This window comes from Micromonospora sp. WMMD882, from assembly GCF_027497255.1.
In the GTDB taxonomy this organism is placed as follows: domain Bacteria; phylum Actinomycetota; class Actinomycetes; order Mycobacteriales; family Micromonosporaceae; genus Micromonospora.
Genome location: NZ_CP114903.1, coordinates 837,849 through 855,529, shown reverse-complemented (window position 1 = coordinate 855,529; position 17,681 = coordinate 837,849). Strand labels below are relative to the sequence as shown.

Annotated in this window: 11 protein-coding genes; 3 read left to right on the top strand and 8 right to left on the bottom strand. The window is 70.9% G+C overall.

Annotation, left to right across the window (positions count from 1 at the left end; genetic code table 11):
• The first annotated feature begins 8 nt into the window (after positions 1-8).
• A complete protein-coding gene (locus tag O7606_RS03340) occupies positions 9-6,785 on the top strand; it encodes a colicin E3/pyocin S6 family cytotoxin (protein ID WP_281597506.1) in 6,777 nt (2,258 codons plus the stop codon).
• A 762-nt stretch (positions 6,786-7,547) separates the two neighbouring features.
• Here O7606_RS03340 and O7606_RS03335 read toward each other — a convergent pair.
• The 5 genes from O7606_RS03335 to O7606_RS03315 all read right to left on the bottom strand — a co-directional run bounded on the left by O7606_RS03335 (position 7,548) and on the right by O7606_RS03315 (position 11,845).
• Entirely contained in the window at positions 7,548-8,651 is a 1,104-nt protein-coding gene (locus tag O7606_RS03335) for a HEAT repeat domain-containing protein (protein ID WP_281597505.1), read from the bottom strand.
• 6 nt (positions 8,652-8,657) lie between these two features.
• Positions 8,658-9,398 (bottom strand): HEAT repeat domain-containing protein, encoded by a 741-nt coding sequence (locus tag O7606_RS03330; RefSeq protein WP_281597504.1) that lies wholly within the window; start codon positions 9,396-9,398, stop codon positions 8,658-8,660.
• Between the two features lie 72 nt (positions 9,399-9,470).
• Positions 9,471-10,016 (bottom strand): hypothetical protein, encoded by a 546-nt coding sequence (locus tag O7606_RS03325; protein ID WP_281597503.1) that lies wholly within the window; start codon positions 10,014-10,016, stop codon positions 9,471-9,473.
• 189 nt (positions 10,017-10,205) lie between these two features.
• Entirely contained in the window at positions 10,206-11,042 is an 837-nt protein-coding gene (locus tag O7606_RS03320; RefSeq protein WP_281597502.1) for a hypothetical protein, read from the bottom strand.
• Positions 11,039-11,845 (bottom strand): hypothetical protein, encoded by an 807-nt coding sequence (locus O7606_RS03315; protein WP_281597501.1) that lies wholly within the window; start codon positions 11,843-11,845, stop codon positions 11,039-11,041. The genes O7606_RS03320 and O7606_RS03315 overlap by 4 nt, the downstream gene beginning before the upstream one ends.
• Before the next feature lie 239 nt (positions 11,846-12,084).
• Here O7606_RS03315 and O7606_RS03310 point away from each other — a divergent pair, with 239 nt between their 5' ends.
• The gene (locus tag O7606_RS03310) at positions 12,085-12,945 is read left to right on the top strand and encodes a GNAT family N-acetyltransferase (protein WP_281597500.1); all 861 of its coding nucleotides are present in this window, start codon (positions 12,085-12,087) and stop codon (positions 12,943-12,945) included.
• A 9-nt stretch (positions 12,946-12,954) separates the two neighbouring features.
• On the opposite strand, the gene O7606_RS03305 is transcribed toward O7606_RS03310, so the two are convergent.
• Positions 12,955-13,185: a hypothetical protein gene (locus O7606_RS03305; protein ID WP_281597499.1), complete on the bottom strand. Its 231-nt coding sequence runs from the start codon at positions 13,183-13,185 to the stop codon at positions 12,955-12,957.
• Positions 13,186-13,276: 91 nt separating this feature from the next.
• On the opposite strand from O7606_RS03305, the gene O7606_RS03300 reads away from it, so the two are divergent.
• The gene (locus O7606_RS03300) at positions 13,277-13,939 is read left to right on the top strand and encodes a TetR family transcriptional regulator (protein ID WP_281597498.1); all 663 of its coding nucleotides are present in this window, start codon (positions 13,277-13,279) and stop codon (positions 13,937-13,939) included.
• Between the two features lie 29 nt (positions 13,940-13,968).
• Here O7606_RS03300 and O7606_RS03295 read toward each other — a convergent pair whose 3' ends face one another.
• Complete coding sequence (locus tag O7606_RS03295; RefSeq protein WP_281597497.1) at positions 13,969-14,739, bottom strand: hypothetical protein; 771 nt, start codon at positions 14,737-14,739, stop codon at positions 13,969-13,971.
• A 385-nt stretch (positions 14,740-15,124) separates the two neighbouring features.
• Complete coding sequence (locus O7606_RS03290) at positions 15,125-16,708, bottom strand: S8 family peptidase (protein ID WP_281597496.1); 1,584 nt, start codon at positions 16,706-16,708, stop codon at positions 15,125-15,127.
• Between the last annotated feature and the right edge of the window lie 973 nt (positions 16,709-17,681).

The window sequence follows — 17,681 nt, the reverse complement described above, 5'->3', positions numbered from 1 at the left end:
GAGACGCTATGTCCGTCGCACGCCGCTCAGGTCCGTACCGGGCCACTTTCCGGACGGTCGGTAGGGCCGGCCGCCGGGTCGCCGCGTCGCTCGCCGTCGTCATGGCGGTCACCCTCGCCGGCCAGGCGCCGGCCGTCGACGCGGCCCCCGCCTGGTCCCCGCCGAAGGCCCCCGAGGTGGCCGGGGTGGCGGCCACCCCACTGGTCCACAAGACCAGGCCCGCCTGGACGGCAGCAGACCGGCAGCGTCGCGGGAACCCGAAGGTCACCTGGCCTGCTCCGGGCCGGGCGACGGTCGACCTGACCGACGTGGCGACCGACGCCAGCCGGAGCAACGGAACCAGGACCGGGAAGCTCCCGGTACGGGTGACGCCGCCCGCCGGGGCCCGGCCCGGGTCCGATGACGCGGTTCCCGTACGTCAGGTGACCGTCGAGGTCCTGGACCAACGGTCCGCGCGGGACCGGGGCGCGCCCGGGGTGGCGCTCACGGTGAGCCGGGCCGACGGCGTGCGCCGGCGGGACACCGTGACGGTGCAGGTGGATTATTCCGGGTTCGCCCGAGCCTACGGGGCCGACTGGGCGAACCGGCTCCGGCTGGTCCGCCTGCCGGACGGCCAGCCGCTGCCCAGCACGAACGACCGACGTGCCGCAGTGGTGTCCGCGCCGGTCGAGTTGCCCGCCGACGGCACGGCGGTGACTCTCGCCGTCACCAGCGGGCCGTCCGGCGACTCGGGTGACTTCGCCGCCACCAGCCTGTCCCCGGCCTCCACCTGGCAGGTCGGGCCGCAGACCGGCGACTTCACCTGGTCGTACCCGTTCGACGCACCCCCCGGGGTCGGCGGGCCGGAGCCGTCCGTCGCGTTGACGTACTCCTCCGGGGCGGTCGACGGACGCACCGCGGGCACGAACACCCAGGGCTCGTGGATCGGCGACGGCTGGGACTTCTGGCCCGGCTACATCGAGCGGCAGTACACCGCGTGCAACGGCGACAAGGAGCCGATGCGAGGCAGCCCCGCCAACAACACCGCGGTCAACAGCGGTGACCTGTGCTGGTTGAAGCCGGACGGCAACGCCACCATCTCGCTCAACGGCCGCGCCACCGAGCTGGTCAAGTCTGCCGGCAACACCTGGAAGGGCGTCAGCGACGACGGCTCCAGGATCGAACTGTCGACCAACACGGGATTCGGCAACGGGGACGACGACGGCGAGTACTGGAAGGTCACCACGCCCGACGGCGTCCAGTACTTCTTCGGCCGCAACTCGGGCCCCGGCGGGGCCTCCGGGACCGTCGCGACGAACTCGGTGTGGACCGTGCCCGTGTACGGCAACCACCCCGACGAGCACGGCTACACCGCCGGGAACTTCGCCGCCTCCCGCACCACGCAGGCCTGGCGTTGGAACCTCGACCACGTCGTGGATCTGCACGGCAACACGCTCACCTACTTCTACAGCCGGGAGGCGGGCGCCTACGGTCGGGAAGGCGACCCGACCAAGCGCACCACCTACCACCGCGGCGGCTGGTTGAGCCGCGTCGAGTACGGCAACCGCAGCGACGCCACGTCCACCACGCAGGCCGCCGCCAGGCTGATCTTCGACCCCGCCGACCGCTGTGAGAGCAACTGCTGGTCCGGGTCTGACGCGGTCGCGTCGTCGTGGCCGGACACCCCCTGGGACCAGTACTGCAGGGCCAGCCCCTGCACCAGCCAACTGTCACCGACCTTCTGGACCGCCAAGCGGCTGGCTCAGGTCCGTTCCCAGGTCTACTCCGGCGCCGGCACCTCCTATCAGGACGTGACCTGGTGGACCCTGCGGCACACCTACCTGCAGACCGGCGACAACACCGGCGAGCCGATGTGGCTGGCCGGAGTGACCCGTACCGGCAAGGTGACCAGCGCGGGCGGCCCGGAGGTCTCCGATCCGGAGATCGTCTTCGATCCTGGCAGTGAGGCGCGCCCCAACCGGGTCGACGCCATCGCCGACGGCCGGTCGGACCTGTTCCGGTACCGCGTGAACACGGTGACCACCGAGACCGGCGCCCAGGTCGCGGTCACCTACTCGGCCCCGGAGTGCGCCCGCAACGCTCTCCCGCAACCGCACACCAACACGAAGGCGTGCTTCCCCCGCTACTGGGCGCCCGACGGCGGGGAACCGGAACGGGACTGGTTCCACAAGTACCGGGTCACCCGCATCGACGTGTACGACAACGCCGGCGGGTTCGCGCACGAGCAGAGCAACTACGACTACCTCGACAGCCCGGCCTGGCACTACGAGGACTCGGAGCTGGTCGAGGAGAAGGAGCGCACCTGGAGCCAGTTCCGCGGCTACGGGCACGTCCGGGTCCGCAAGGGTCTGGAGACGGGCGTGCAGTCCGCCAGCGAGTACCGCTACTTCCGGGGCATGGACGGCGACAAACAGCCGACCGGCACCCGCAGCGTGACCGTCACCGACTCGCAGAACGTGGCGATCGCCGACCACGAGGCGTACGCCGGGATGCTCCGCGAGGAGACGACCCTGCTCGGCAACGGCGGGGACTGGGTGTCCGGCACCATCAACACCCCTGTCCGGCAGGGCCCCACCGCCACCTCGGGCCCGCTGAAGGCGTGGATGACCAACGTGGGTACCACCCGGTCGCGCAGCCGACTCGCCGCCGGGGGCGTCCGCTGGGTCAAGACCGTCACCACGTTCAACAGTGACAACCTGCCCACCCAGGTCGACGACCTCGGCGACGAGTCGACCGCGGGCGACGACAGGTGCACCCGCACCTGGTATGCCCGTAACCCGACCAATCACCTGCTGGGTCGGGTCAAGAAAGTCGAGACGGTCGCCGTCAACTGCGCCGCGACGCCCAGTCTGCCCGCCGACATGATCTCCAGCACCCGGATCACGTACGACCTGCCGGGCAGCGACTGGAACACCTACCTCCCGGTCAAGGGGAACGCGGTCCGTACCGAGGAGATCGCCTCGTGGTCGGGCACCACCCCCACCTGGGTCACCACCGCGCGGGCGGTCTACGACGACAACGGCCGCAACAAGGAGGCCTACGACGCGCTCGACCGCAAGACGACCACCGCCTACACCCCGGCCACCACCGGACCGGTGACCGCCAAGACGATCACCAACGCGCTTGGGTACAGCGCCACCACCACCTACGCGACCGCCTGGCACCTCCCGTTGACGACCACCGACAACAACAACGGCGGGATCTCCGAGGTCACCTACGACGGACTCGGTCGGCTACTGAAGGCGTGGCGACCGGGGCGCGCCAAGGCGACCTACCCCAACGCCCCGGACGTCGAGCACAGCTACCTGGTCCGCAACACCGCGCCGACCGCGGTCACCACCTGGACGATGACGCCGAGCGTCACCTACGCCCGCCGGACGTCGATCACCCTCTACGACGGGCTGCTGCGGCCGCGCCAGACCCAGACGCAGGCGACCGGCGGCGGCCGGGTGCTCACCGACACCGTCCACGACTCACGTGGCCTGGTGCAGTGGACCTCCCAGCCCTACTACGACACGACCAACGACCCGCCGGGCACGGAGTTGGTGGGCCAGACCGGCACCCCGGCGGTGCCCGCGCACACCCTGAACGTCTACGACGGGGCCGCCCGCGTCACCGACGCCATCTTCAAGGTCGGCGTGAACCAGGCCACCAACGAGAAGTGGCGCACCACCACCAGCTACGACGGTGAACGGGTCAGTGTCACCCCGCCGCGGGGCGGCACCGCCACCACGACCATCAGCGATGCCCGGGGCCGCGCCGTCGAGCTGCGGCAGTACAAGAACCGGGCCGACGTGGGCAGCGACAATCCTGCGCACTTCGACAAGACCACCTACGGTTACGCCGCGTTCGGCGAACTGGCCAGCCTCACCGACCCGGCCGGCAACACCTGGCGGTACGCGTACGACCAGCTCGGTCGTCGGGTCCGGGACGAGGACCCGGACCGGGGGGTCACCGTCTCCACCTACGACGCGGCCGGGCAGTTGACCACGGTCACCGACGCCCGCAACCGAACCCTCGCGTACACGTACGACAGTCTCGGCCGCCGGACCACGCTGCGGAACGACTCGGTCACCGGCCCGAAGCGGGCCGAGTGGAGCTACGACACGTCGGTCAAGGGCGTGGGCCGGCTGAGCGCGGCGATCCGGTACGAGCCGGCCGGCTCCACGAACGCGTACCGGACCGACATCACCGGGTACGACGTGGCCGGCCGTCCCCTGAGCAGCCAGCTCACCCTCCCGGCGGTCGACAGCGCGCTCTGCGCGGCCGGCGGCAGCACGCCCTGCACGTACCCGTACGCGACGACCTACCGGCCCGACGGCGCGGTCGCCACCAGCACGCTTCCCGCCGCCGGTGGTCTGGCCAGCGAGAAGCTGACCTACAGCTACACCGACATCGGGGCGCCGATGGTCATGCTGACCGCAGGATCGCAGATCTACGTCAACAACACCGTCTACGACAAGCTCGGCAACCTCAGCCAACGGATCCTGGGGGCGACCGGCAAGCGCACCTGGATCACCCACACCACCGACCAGCACACCGGCCGGCTGCTCAACACCAACGCCATCCCGGAGCTCAAACCGGAGGCGGTCAACTTCGGCTACAGCTACGACGAACGGGGCAACCTCACCCAGATCGCCGACACGCCCGCAGGTGGGGCCGCCGACGTCCAGTGCTTCGAGTACGACTACCTGCGTCGCCTGACGGCCGCGTGGACGCCGGGCCCCGGCGCCTGCACGACTCCCAGCCTCGGGGGTCTGGTCGGCCCGGCCCGCTACTGGCACTCCTACACGTACGACGTGACCGGTAACCGCAAGACCGAGACCGACCACCTGGCCGGCACGCTCCGCACCTACGCCTACCCCGCGCCCGGCGGGGCCGCCGGCTCCCGCCCGCACGCGGTGACCTCGGTGGTCACCACCGGCACGATCAGCAGGACCGACGCCTACACGTACACCGGCACCGGCGACACGGCCACCCGGCCGGGCAACCAGACGCTGACGTGGAGCCCCGAGGGCCGGCTCGACCATCTCGCCGAGCCCGCCGGCACCACCAGCTACGTATACGACGCCGACGGCAACCGGCTCATCCGCCGTGACCCCACGGGCGCCACCCTCTACCTGCCGGACGGCACCGAGGTACGCAAACCCACCGCGAGCGCCGCAGCGGGCACCCGCTACTACTCGCACGCCGGCACGGTCGTCGCGATGCGTTCCCTCACCGGCCTGACGTGGCTGGTCAACGACCACCACGGCACGGCCGAGGTCAGCATCGCCAACACGGACCTGTCGGTCACCCGGCGGCGCACCCTGCCGTTCGGCAACGATCGCGGCACCCCCACCGGAGCGTGGCCCGCCATCATGGACAAGGGTTTCCTGGGCGGCACCAGGGACAACACCGGGCTGGTCCACATCGGGGCCCGCGAGTACGATCCGGCGCTCGGCCGGTTCATCAGCGTGGACCCGCTTCAGGACCTCGGCGATCCACAACAGTGGAACGGCTACGCGTACGGCAACAACAGCCCGGCCACCTTCTCCGACCCGTCCGGCCTGACCTTCTTCGAGGACGCCCACGGCGGCGGCCAGATCGCGCACCCGAAAAGCGGCGCGGGCGGCGGCAAGAACACCGGCGGCGGCATGCAGGTCAGCGGCACCTCGTTGAACCAGTACCGCGGCATCCAACTCGGCGGCACCGGAGGCGGCAAGACCACCGAGGGCAGGGACGCCCGGACCCTCGACCAGGTCGCGCTTGCCATGACCAACAACCAGCGGGAGTTCCGCGACCTCGACCCCGTCGAGCAGCGGAATGCGCAGTGGATGGCCTTCTGCTACAACTCACCCGACATCTGCCGACAGATCGACAAGGAGGAGCAGCAGAAGTTCCGGCAGGCCCTTGGCGACGTCGTCCTGGAGCTCACCGGCGCCGCCGACGCCATCGACTGCGCCGACGGCAGCGCGACCGGCTGCGTGTTCCTCTCCATCGACATCCTGTTGCCCCGGCTCGGCAAGGTCAGATCCTTCGGCCGCGCCGGGGCGGTCCTACTCGACGCCGGGCGGGCCAGCGACGACGTGCCCTGGGGAGGCCTGTGCAGCTTCAGCGGCGACACCCAAGTGCTCATGGCCGACGGCACCACCAAACCCCTCAGCGCCATCCGCCTCGGCGACACCGTCCTCGCCACCGACCCCGAAACCGGCGAGCAGGGCCCCCGACCCGTCACCCACCTCTGGATCCACGAAGACACCCTGCTCACCCTGATCGTCGACGGCCAACCACTCGACACCACCGCCGACCACCCCCTCTGGAACGCCACCCGACAGCAGTGGCAACCCGCCGGCACCCTCACCCCAGGACAACACCTCCGCACCCCCGACGGCACGACCGCCCAGATCAACGGCACCCGCCCCACCCACGACACCACCACAACCACCTACAACCTCACCATCGCCCACATCCACACGTACTATGTACTCGCCGGCGACACGCCGGTGCTCGTACACAATGATGGGGGTTACACGCCTCCGCCATCGGATAAGGCACTTCCGGGCTTCCCTGATGCGACATACGTTGGGCGTGGATCACCGAAAGCCGGCGGCGGATATCGTGCTCGTTGGTCCTTGTCGGACGGCCGAATTCTCGAGTGGGATTCGGCGCACGGCACAATTGAGATGTGGACCAATGGCAAAAAGAACGCCAAGCATATGGGGGAGTTCAATCCAGCTACGGGCGAGCAACTCCCCGGCAGAAAGGGTCAGCCGGTGCCAGGGCGCAAGCTGGGAGGTTGCTGATGGAGTGGGTGCTAGAAGAATTCGATCGGAAGTCAGGATCGCTTTGGGCTCGGCACAGGCTAAGCGGCCTTGCAGATAGCGATGCACTGACGATACTTGGATTGAATGAGCTTGGAGACGCAGATCTCTACGACGTTTCTGACGCATCCCTGAGCTATCTAGCTGCACGATTCGGCTTAACGATTATCCCGTTAAAGTTCGATTATCTTCTCGGGCGAGAATCGGCTATTCGTCCGGGCGCTGGCGCATAATTCCTCCCGGAGTGGCGCCAATACCAAGAGCATTGGTGCCACTCCGTTGTGCGTCGAAGGGCATCGCGGGGCGTTCGCGTTGCCGTCAGTGTTGCCGCCAGAGAACCCTAAAGCATCCGAATACATGGATTGATTTGGTGTGGATGGGCGCCTTGCTTGACGACTGGGTGAGCGGGTTGCTCGGTGCCGGGCCGGTTGAAGGGCTGTCGAGCCGCACGGTTCGGTGAGATTCGGGGGCCCATGTAGGGTGGGTGCGGTCCGTTGATGATCATGATTTTGCGAAGACCATGACCCAGAACAGGACCGCACCCGCTGATGTCAGCAGCACTGACCGAGATCGTGTTGCCGCGCCGGCCTCCCCAATCTGCCGTCACCGGAGTTAGCCACCGATGGTGGGTCTGTGGATCTTAGCGAGAAAGGCCCGCAGCGTTGCTGGGATAAGGGGGTTTCCTCAGGGCCGGAGGCCACCTTTTCAGGAAAGGCGAGGCGGTGGAGGGTCGGGGGCTCTTCGTCACCGGGAGTCGCGGAGTTTGAGGATGGAGGTGGCGGTGAGGGCGACGATGCGGTCCTGGTCGTGGGTCAGCTCGGCGAGGGCACGGGCCGCCGCGGCGCCCGGGATGTCGCCGAGCGCCTGGGTGAGCCGTTGCCGGGCGGCCGGCTCGACACCGTCACCGCCGAGGCGTTCGACCAGTCGGCCGGCGATCTGATCCGCCAACCCGCGCTCCCCCGCCAACCCCCCATTCGCTACCGGCCCGCGATCCCCCATCGAGGCGGGAACATCGCCTGAGGCGGGAGCATTCGTCGGAGTGGGCGGTGGGGCGGTTGCCAGGGCGCTCAGGGCGTCGGCGGCGTCGGCGTCGTTCGTGCCTTCGACGATCATGGCGAGGAGGGTGGGGATCGCGTCGGGGACGCCACGTGGGGCGAGCGCCAGGGCCGCCGACCGGACGACCACGACGTCCGGGCTGGTGAGGGCGTCACGGAGCAGGGCGGTGGCCGTACCGTGGGGGATCTTGGCGATGGTGTCGACGGCGCGTTTGCGTACGGCGGGCTCGGGGGCGGTCAGGGCGTCGGCGAGCGGCGCCAGGGCGGCGTCGCCGGAGCGGGCGAGGGCCCAGCGCAGGGCGCCGGCGGCGCTCGGGTCGGGTTCGCGCAGCACCGCCTCGACGAGGGCTTCCACCGGCACCGGTCCGGTGGCGGAGACCGAGGAGAGGGCGGCGCGTTGGCGTTTGCCGGCGCTCTCCGAGCCGAGGTTGTGCAGGAGCGCGACGACCTGGAGGACGTCGTCCCAGTCGGTGGGGTCGGTGGCGTCGATGCGGCGGAGCCGGGCGAGCAGCTCCTCCTCGCGGGCGATGCGTTCGCGGGTCTGCTCGATGAGCTCGTCGACGTGCGCGGCGGGCGTGAAGCCGGGGTCGTCGAGGGCGCGTCCGACGTCCCGCAGCGACAGGCCGAGCGAGCGCAGGATCTCGATGTGCAGGATGCGTCGGATGTCGTCGCGGGAGTATTCGCGGTAGCCGACGCCGGTGCGTCCGGTGGGCCGCACCAGGCCGAGCGTCTCGTAGTGCCGGAGCATGCGGGCGCTGACCCCGGAGCGTCGGGCCACCTCACCGATCCGCACGGCAGGTCATCCTCCCTGCCCGTCCGGGTCGGAGGCCGCGAAGCCGGCCGGGCCGGGAGCCGCGACACCGGCCGAGTCGAGGGCGGCGACGCCGGCTGGGCCGAGGGCGACGACGCGTTTCGCCTCCTCGACGGCGAGGTCGAAGCCGGCGTCGGGGTCGTGGAGCAGGCGTTCGGTGGCGAGGGCGTGTTGCCGTACGCGCGGGTCGGGGTGGGTGGCGGCGGCCCGCAGCGCCGGCTCGGCGGCCTCGCCGAGCGCGGCCAGCGCCCGGCTGAGGCTCAACCGCGTCTCCCGTCCGCCGCGCCCGAGCTGCGTGGCCAGCGTCACGGCCAGCCCGGATGCCTCCTCTTCGGGTACGAGGACGACGGCGGTCCGCCACGCGGCGCGGGCCACCTCGTCGTCGGGGTCGGTGAGCAGGGCCCGGGTGATCGACGGCCACGCCCGCCGGTCTCCGACCTTGGAGAGGGTGTGCAGGGCCTGGCTGCGGGCCGGGGCATGCTCGGAGCGGAGTTCGGCGACCAGTTTCGGCACGGTCAGGGTGGCCGGGTGACGGGTGAGCGCCCAGGTCAGCGCCTCGCGTACGAAGAACTCGGGTTCGACGCCGCAGCGTTCGACGAGGGTGTCGACGTACCGGGGGTCGGGGGTCGTGCCGACCGCCATCGTGGCCCGCAGCCGCACCGTCGGGCTGTCGTGCGCGAGCGCGCGGATGGCTTTCGTCGTGGTCTGGTCCTCGGTCGGGACGCTCATCGCTACCACCTCCTGCGGCACAGTGAAAAGCTTGCCACTGTGTCAGGGTCAAGCGGCGCTCACCCGATCAGGTCACGGTACCCATTCGTAGCCTGAGACGACGTTGCCGCCGACCCAGGTAGACGGGCTGGTCTCGTACTCGGCGAACGCCCTCGTCCGGTAGTAGCCCTGGCCGCACGAGGACGACCCGCCGTAGTCGAGGATCTGCGACGGCCCGTAGGGTCCGGGGAATTCGCCGCCGGACCAGCCGAAGCTGCCGTACGCCCAGCCGGAGCCCCGGCAGAACGTCCACGTGGAGCCGTTCCACCTCTCCACGTCCAGGCGGGCGCGGCCCCAGCCGGTGGCGGACAGCTCGCAGGAGCGAAAGCCGGTCAGCAGGTCCACCCGGACCCGCAGCAGGTAGGCGTTGGCGTAGGCGAGGTTCCCCGAAAGGCTTCCGGGAACGAAGTGGTCGATCCCGGCCTGGGCCCGTACGCAGTAGGAGGAGCTGACCGACGAGTAGACGGTCGTCACGGGCGACCACGTCCACGCGGCGGCCGGTTGCGCGGCCAGCGCCACCAGCAGGGTCGCCGCCGCTCCGGAAAGGACCGCTTGCAGGATCCTGCGTATTTTGCGCATGACTCCCCACCCTCGACGGCCAATGATCAACGCCATTACTTTATTGGCAGTGAGTGTGATTTCCGATACCGCGCCCTGTCAAGCTTCGCATTTTCGGGATTCGCGTAGGCAGACTGCCTGGTCAACACTGACAAAGCGCCCGATCCAGGTGTAGGCCACCTTGAGGCAGAAATCGTCGTACGGGACGCCCTATCCCCGCGAGGGCGGCGGCGGGTACGGCACGTCGAGCAGGTGGGTGGCCTGGGAGCCGTAGCCCTGCCACTGGTGGCGCAGGACGAGCCCCCGGTCCAGGGTGCTGTACTCCAGCCCGACGTCGACGGTCATCCGCAGGGTGAACCGCTCCCCGTACGGCTCGGGGAGGCTCCACGCCTCGTAGAGCACCGGCTCGAAGGTGGCGTGCGCGAGCGCGGCGGGCGGACTCAGCTCGGAGCTGAACACGCCCTGGTCGATGTCGGGGCGCTTGAACTCGAACGTCCACCGGGAGGCGTTGACGTCGTTCTCGTAGTTGCTGTCGTTGACGATCGTCACGTCGGCCATGGCGAAGCTCTTCGACGTGCCGAACGAGACGCCGCCGCTCACGCCCGCGGTGGGCTGGTCGCCGAACATGCCGACGTTCCCGTCGAGTGACGCGCTCATCGAGCTGGTGTACGTGGTGACGCCCTGGCTGTTCTCGGGACTGTTGCTGACCATGCTGGCCCGCTCGTAGGGCAGCGGGTGGCCGGCGTCGTCCACCACGTGGGTCTGGATGGCGTACGTCCGCGCGTACAGGCCCTTGCGGTCGGAGCCGTCCTGCCGGTAGACGTCGGACGCGTTGAACACGCAGTAGTGGGCCAGGTAGAACAGGTAGCGCAGCTCCCCGTCCAGGGTGTGCGTCGAGCACGGGAACGCCTGCGTGGTGACCTCCAGGTGGAGGCGGTGGTCCGCCGCCTCGGCGTGCTCGGCCATCCACCGCTGGAAGTGGAAGTCGTTGTGCCACGTGCCGACGGTGTTGCTGCGGAACTGCCAGAAGTCTGCGGTGTCGGTCACGCCATCTCCTCCAAAGTCGATCTCATGCCCGGCTCGGCGGGCTCCGGGCCGGCCAGGGCGTCGCCGGGCTCCGGGCCGCCCGGCACGACCGCGTCCGGGTCGTCGGGCACGGCGTCCCGTTCACCCGGGAACGCCTCCCGCGCGCGGTCCGCCGCGCCGGGGACCGCGTCGTCCGCCGGCTCCGCCGGCCGGGCGTCGGCCCCGGGGACCAGTCCGTCCCCGGGTGGGGGAACCGGCCCGCCGACCACCCAGGTCGCGTTGGACTCCCACGGCGTCCCGGCCCGGGCGGTGACGTTCTCCCCGGCGGCGGCCCGGCTGGCCGCGTCGTCCCAGGCGCCGGGCGGGCAGTGCACGGTCACCCGGGTCAGGCCGTTCGCGCGGGCGACCCGGAACACGTCCGCCCATTCGGTGGTCGGGGCCCGGTGGCACAGCAGGTAGCGGTCGCTGTCGGTGGCGTGCAGGGCGACCGGCACGCAGGAGGCCACCATCGCGTGGACCGCGCGCGGCCGGGCCGGGTCGACCGTCCCCAGCTCCATCGAGCCGAGGACGTCCAGCGACGCCGTGCTCTCGGCGCGGGCCGCGTTCTCGGCGTCCGCCCGTACCGTGGCGACGAAGTCACGTGGCCCGTTCGGGCCGGTTCCCCCGTACGTCCAGACGCCTTTTCTGGCGTCGAGGACCTCCCACGACCAACGGCCGGTCCGTTCCCCCCGGACGTACCGGTAACTGCCGTCCAGCTCTTCGAAACCGTCCCCGAGAACCCGCCTGGTCGCGCCCTGAAGGTAGATCCTCGCGATGGCCGGCAAGCTTTTCTCCTTCAATTGCGCAGGGCACGTCAGATGACCGTCGACATCGGTTTCCCGTCGGCCACCGCGCGATTTCCGCGGCTGAGTGGAGGCGACGGTACTACACCGTGACGCCCACGACGGCGGCGCGCGACCGTCGGATGATCGACACCGGAACGTGTCCGGCCCGGCGGCGCCGACCAGGAAATCCGGTTGATCCGCTACCGGCGGCGGTGTCTGATCGGGGCGTGTCGGTCACGATGAGCGTGCCAGGTGTCGCCGGGTTGGCCGAGGTCGTGCGCGCGTTGCGCGGGTGGCAGCACGACGAAGCGCCGCCGCACCTGCACCCGGGCGACGTGGGCTGGCACCTGTCGTACGGCACGGCGGCGACGGCCGGCGCGCTGCGGGTCTGGCGGCGCAACGGCACGATCGTCGCGGTCGGGCTGCTGGACAGCCCCGACCTGGTACGGCTGGCGATCGCCCCGGACGTCGCCGGGGACGAGGAGCTGGCGCGGCGGATGGTCGACGACGTGAGCCGGCCGGGGCGTGGCGTCCTGCCGTCGGGCAGCGTGGCCGTCGAGGCGCGCGGCGAGGGCGCCTTCCGGGCGCTGCTGCTGGCCGCCGGATGGCAGCCCGACGAGGCGTGGACGCCGCTGCGGCGTGACCTGACCGGGCCCGTCGAGGGGTCCGGTCTGCGGGTCGAGGTGGTGGGCCCGGAGCAGGTGGCGGCGCGGGTGGCGGTGCAGCGGGCGGCGTTCGACAGGTCGACGTTCACGGCGCGGCGGTGGCACGCGATGGCCGCCGGGTCGCCGTACGCGGATGCTTGTTGCCTGGTCGGCTACGACACGCGGGGCGCGGCGGTGGCCGTGGTGACGGTGTGGTCGGCCGGGCCGGGGCGGCCCGGCCTGCTCGAACCGATGGGCGTGCACCGGGATCATCGCGGCCACGGCCACGGTACGGCGATCTGCGTCGCCGCGGCGGCGACGCTGCGGGAGATGGGCGCGTCGGGCGCGGTCGTGGCCACCCCGAGCGGCAACGTCGGCGCGGTCGCCACCTACCGGTCCGCCGGGTTCCGGCAGCTTCCCGAGGTACGCGACCTGCGCCGGCCCGCGCTCGGGTGAGCGCCCGGGTCAGGGCACGGTGTCGGAGTAGACCTCGACGTCGTAGAGGAGCCGTACGTTTCGGCGGCCGTTGGTGACGCCGACGAAGACCGGGTCGCCGGCCGGGGTGCGGCCCTGCCGCCACGCCTGCTCGCGGGCCGCTTCCCGGGACTCGTGGTGGACCCGGCCCTCCTGGTGCAGGCGCAGCACCCGACGTGCGGTGACCGGGTCGGTGTCGAGCTGGATCCGCAGCAGCGGCACGGGGCGTCCTCCGGGGCGTCCGTCGGTCCACGTCGTACACCCATCAGATTAACGCTGTTAAGTTTCTGGTCCACCGTAATAAGGTGGGACGATGACCACCGCAGGGCCGGCGCGGGCCCGCCGGAGACCGGCGCTGCTGCTCGACCACATCGTGGCGGCGGCGGTCGCCCTGCTGGACGCGCAGGGCGTCGAGGGCCTGACGATGCGCGGCCTCGCCCAGCGGCTCGACGTGACGGCCACCGCGTTGTACTGGCACGTGCGGACGAAGGACGACGTCCTGGACCTGGCCGTCGACCGGATCTTCGGTGACGTGCCGGTGCCGGAGGTGAGCGACGACTGGCGGGCGGACGTGCGCCTGCTCGTCCTGGGCTGGCGGGAGGCCATGCTGCGGCACCCGTGGGCGCCGGGGCTGATCGGACGCCCGACGCTCGGGCCCAACGTCCTGACCCGTACCGAATTCCTCCAGTCGGCGCTGGCGCGCGGCGGCTGCCGGGGACGGGCGCTCGCGGTGGCGACCCGGATGGTGGCGAACTACGTCATCGGGGCCTCGCTGACGGAGGCCACCTGGCGACGGACCGCCGACCCGCGGGCGAGGGCGGCGGCCCGCGACCTCGTCACCAGGAACCCGGACGCCTATCCGACCCTCGACGCCTCCAGCCACCTGGACGACGCCCGCTGGGACGACGGCCTGCTCTTCGCGGCGGGGCTCGACGGCATCCTGCGGGCGGCGACGGGGGCCGGCACGCCGGAGTGACCGGGTACGCCGGGCGGACGCTGCGGCAGCTACCCGGCGGTCGGGGGCGGGGTGCCGGGCGTCGCGATGTCGGGCGTCGGAGTGTCGGGCGTCGGAGTGTCGGGCGTCGTGGTGTCGGGCCAGGCTTCCGGGGCGGGGCCGAAGGCGTGCCGGGCGGCCCGGACAGCCAGCGCGGCGAGGGCGGCGTTCGCGCCGCCGCCGATCACCGCGCCGATGCCGAAGGGCGCCACCCGACCAAGGACGATGATGCCCTGCCGGGTGCCGAACCTGGTGACGAAGTGTCTGCCCAGGACCTTGTTGATCTGGCGCAGCGTCTCGCCGGGCACCTTGGCGGCGATGTGGCGGCCCCAGTGTTTCCCGGTGCGCTCGGCGACCTTGGCGATGGTGGCCTGGCCGGACCCGCCGAGCATGATGCCCATGACGATGGTGCGCCGGCGTTCAACCTCGTCGATGGGCACGCCGTGGACCTCGGCGACCGAGAGCGCGAAGAGCGCGCTCAACTGGAGCGACGACAGGAACTCGCCGGCCGACAGGGCGACCGCGACGCCGGTGCCGACGCCGGGCGCGGCGGCTGCCCCGCCCACGGCGGCACCCGAGCCGGTCAGGGCGCTGACGTACATCCGTTCCAGGCTGCGGATCACCTCGGCCGGCGTGGCGTCCGGGTTCCGCTGGCGAGCGCGGGCGATGTTCTTGCGGACCAGCGGACCTTGCAGGTCGATCGCCTTGTCCAGCAGGTCGAGGACCCGGTTACCGCCGGTGGCCGCCTCCGGGACCGGTCCGTCGTGGGGCACTGTCGCCATGCCGCGCGCTCCTCCGCTCGCTTTCCGCCGGCCGGGGTCCACGCTCGGTCGGCCGAGCGGACAGTACGCCAGATCGTGAATCCTGTCCACAAAGTTCGTCCACTGCGGACCCGGATGGCGTGGGCCGGTTTAAATGGGCCCATGCCAGCGCGCGACGGCCAGCCGAGAACCGGAACCCGCAGCGAACCGAACCCGCCCGCTCCCCGCCGGCACCGGCGGGCCGCCGGTCAGCCCACCAGCAGCTCACGGGCCACTCGGGGACGACCGGCTGCCGCAGTGCCCGGCGAAGCGGAGCTGAGCCGCACGTGAGCCACTGACGGACGACGGCCGCGGCGCTCGCGCGCCACGGCCGTCGTCGGGGGGGTCGGAACGGAACCGCTCAGGGTCAGACGAGCAGGTAACCCATCAGGCTCTCGGTTATCTGGCCCTCGCAGTTGGCGTCGGGCGAGTCGAAGTGGTCGCCGGCGTTTATCACCAGGCACCGGTAGAACGCCTGGTGGGGCTGGGCCGGCGGCGAGTCGTACACGTAGCCGATGAGGCCGGCGGGGGTCTGGCCCTCGCAGCCGGCGTCGACGGAGGTCATGTAGTCCGAGCCAGCGACCAGGCACTGGTAGATCGGCTTCGTGCCGGTTGCGGAGGTGGTGCGCACCTTCCCGAGGACGCCCTCGTTCACGTAGCCGCCGACCGAGACGCTCGTGCTGCTGATGTGGTCGGGGCCGTTCACGTGCCGGTAGAGGGTTTTCAGGCTGGGCTGGATGGTGCCGGGGACGACGCGGAGCAGCCGGTTGGGCGAGCCCGTGCCCGGATTGGTGATCTTGTTCGGGCTGGCGCTGCCGTAGAGGTTGTCCGCGACCTCGGCCGGGCTCATGCCCGGGTAGGAGTAGAGCACCAGGGCGGCTGCGCCGGCCACGTGCGGGGCGGCCATCGAGGTGCCGCTGATGGTGTTGGTGGCGGTGTCGCTGGTGCGCCAGGCCGAGGTGATGCCATCGCCCGGGGCGAAGATGTCGGTGCAGGTGCCCCAGTTGGAGAACGACGCGCGGCCGTCGGTGCGGGTGCTGGCGTTGACTGTGATCGCCTCGGCCACCCGGGCCGGGGTGTAGTTGCAGGCGTCGCTGTTGTTGTTGCCCGAGGCGATCGCGTAGACGATACCGTCAGCGATCGAGGTGCGGACCGCGTTCTCCAGGGTGGTGTTGCTGCCGACGCCGCCGAGGCTCATGTTCGCCACCGCCGGCACGCCGGCCGTGTGGTGGCCGGTCACCCAGTCCACCCCGGCGGTGACCCCCGCCCAGCTGCCCGAGCCCGTGCAGCCGAGCACCTTGACCGCGACCAGGGACGTCGCCTTCGCCACGCCGTACGCCGCGCCGCCGATGGTGCCGGCCACGTGCGTGCCGTGGCCGTTGCAGTCGGAGTTGTTGCCGTCGCCTGTGGTGTTGGTGCCCCAGGACGCCCGGCCGCCGAAGTCGGTGTGCGTGGTCCGGATACCGGTGTCGATCACGTACGCCCGCACCCTGGTCGCCATGTTCGGGTAGGTGTAGCTGTTGTCCAGCGGCAGGTCCACCTGGTCGATCCGGTCGAGCCCCCAGGACGGCGGGTTCGGCTGGGTCGCGGTGGTCCGCGCCTCGGCGTTCTGCTCGACGTACGCCACCTCGGGCCGGGCCGCGAGCCGGCGGGCGGCGGTCGCGCTCATCGTGCCGGCGAACCCGCGTACGGCGTGCGAGTAGGTGTGCTCCACCCGCACGCCGAACTCCGCCGCCAACTGACGCGTCGCCGCCCGGGTGTCAGCCGCACTGCTCTCCTTGAGCACCACGATGTAGCTGTCGGGGATCGCCCCCGGGCTACCGGCCCCGACGATCCGACCCTCCGCCGCCGCCACCGGGGACGCGGTCGCCGCCAGGAACAGGGCGGCCATTCCGGCTGCCGCGACCGAACCGACCAACCGCCGTCGCCAGGCCACGCCGATTTTCCTCATGGTGATCCCTTCCGTGCTGACACTGGTGGGGGAAACCGTGGAGAACGCGAATCATGATCGCCACGCCAGGATATCCGCGCCGCCAACCGTCAGTCAATTGACGAACTTCACTGTGGACGCCCATTCCGAAATAACCCGATCTACCGCCTTACCTGCGGCTTTCCTGGGGTGAGCGAAGTCAGCCACTCAGCGGGGCGACGAATCCGCGATCAGGAGTCATGCGGATACGTCACCCCGGACACCGGTCGCCCATGGAGGAGGTCACAGTCGTCGCCCATTCCGGATCCCATGTGCCTTGATGAAGATCGTCGACAGAAAGGTGGATGGCCGGCAGAAACGCCACCGCAGCCGACCCGGCCACCGGCACCCACGCGGCAACCGCCTACGGCCACGTGGACCCGACAACGAACGACTGAGGGTCCACGTGGCCCGGCACCGGCTCCCGGGGCCGGCGACCACGCAGGCGGTCCGACCGGACCGACGGGGCGACACCCCTCGGCCCTCCCGGCAGCAGAAACCGCGCTCGCGTTCTCGGCGGCATCAGCCCCCGCGTACGCGGGGAAACGAGCTGCGCGACACCACCGGAGCCGTGCTGATCGGACCACCCTCGCACACGCGGGGAGAAGGTCGCGCAGGACATCGACAGCACCGTGTGGACGGAATCATCCCCGTGTGCGCGGGAGGAGCGAGAGACGGACTTACTCCCCCTCGACACCGCCGGATCACCCCCGCGTGCGCGGGGAAGAGCTCACCTTCGCCCAAGCCTTTACCAACGGCGGCGGATCACCCCCGCGTGCGCGGGGAAGAGGTCGTGACGATCATCGATGAGGCGCACACGTACGGATCACCCCCGCGTGCGCGGGGAAGAGGACAGGCCCGGCGGCGGCACCGACGGCATCGGGCAGGGCCCCGGCAAAGTCGTGACGCTGTCCGACTTGAGGCTTCTGAAGTAGAAGCGCCAGCGTTTGTGGCA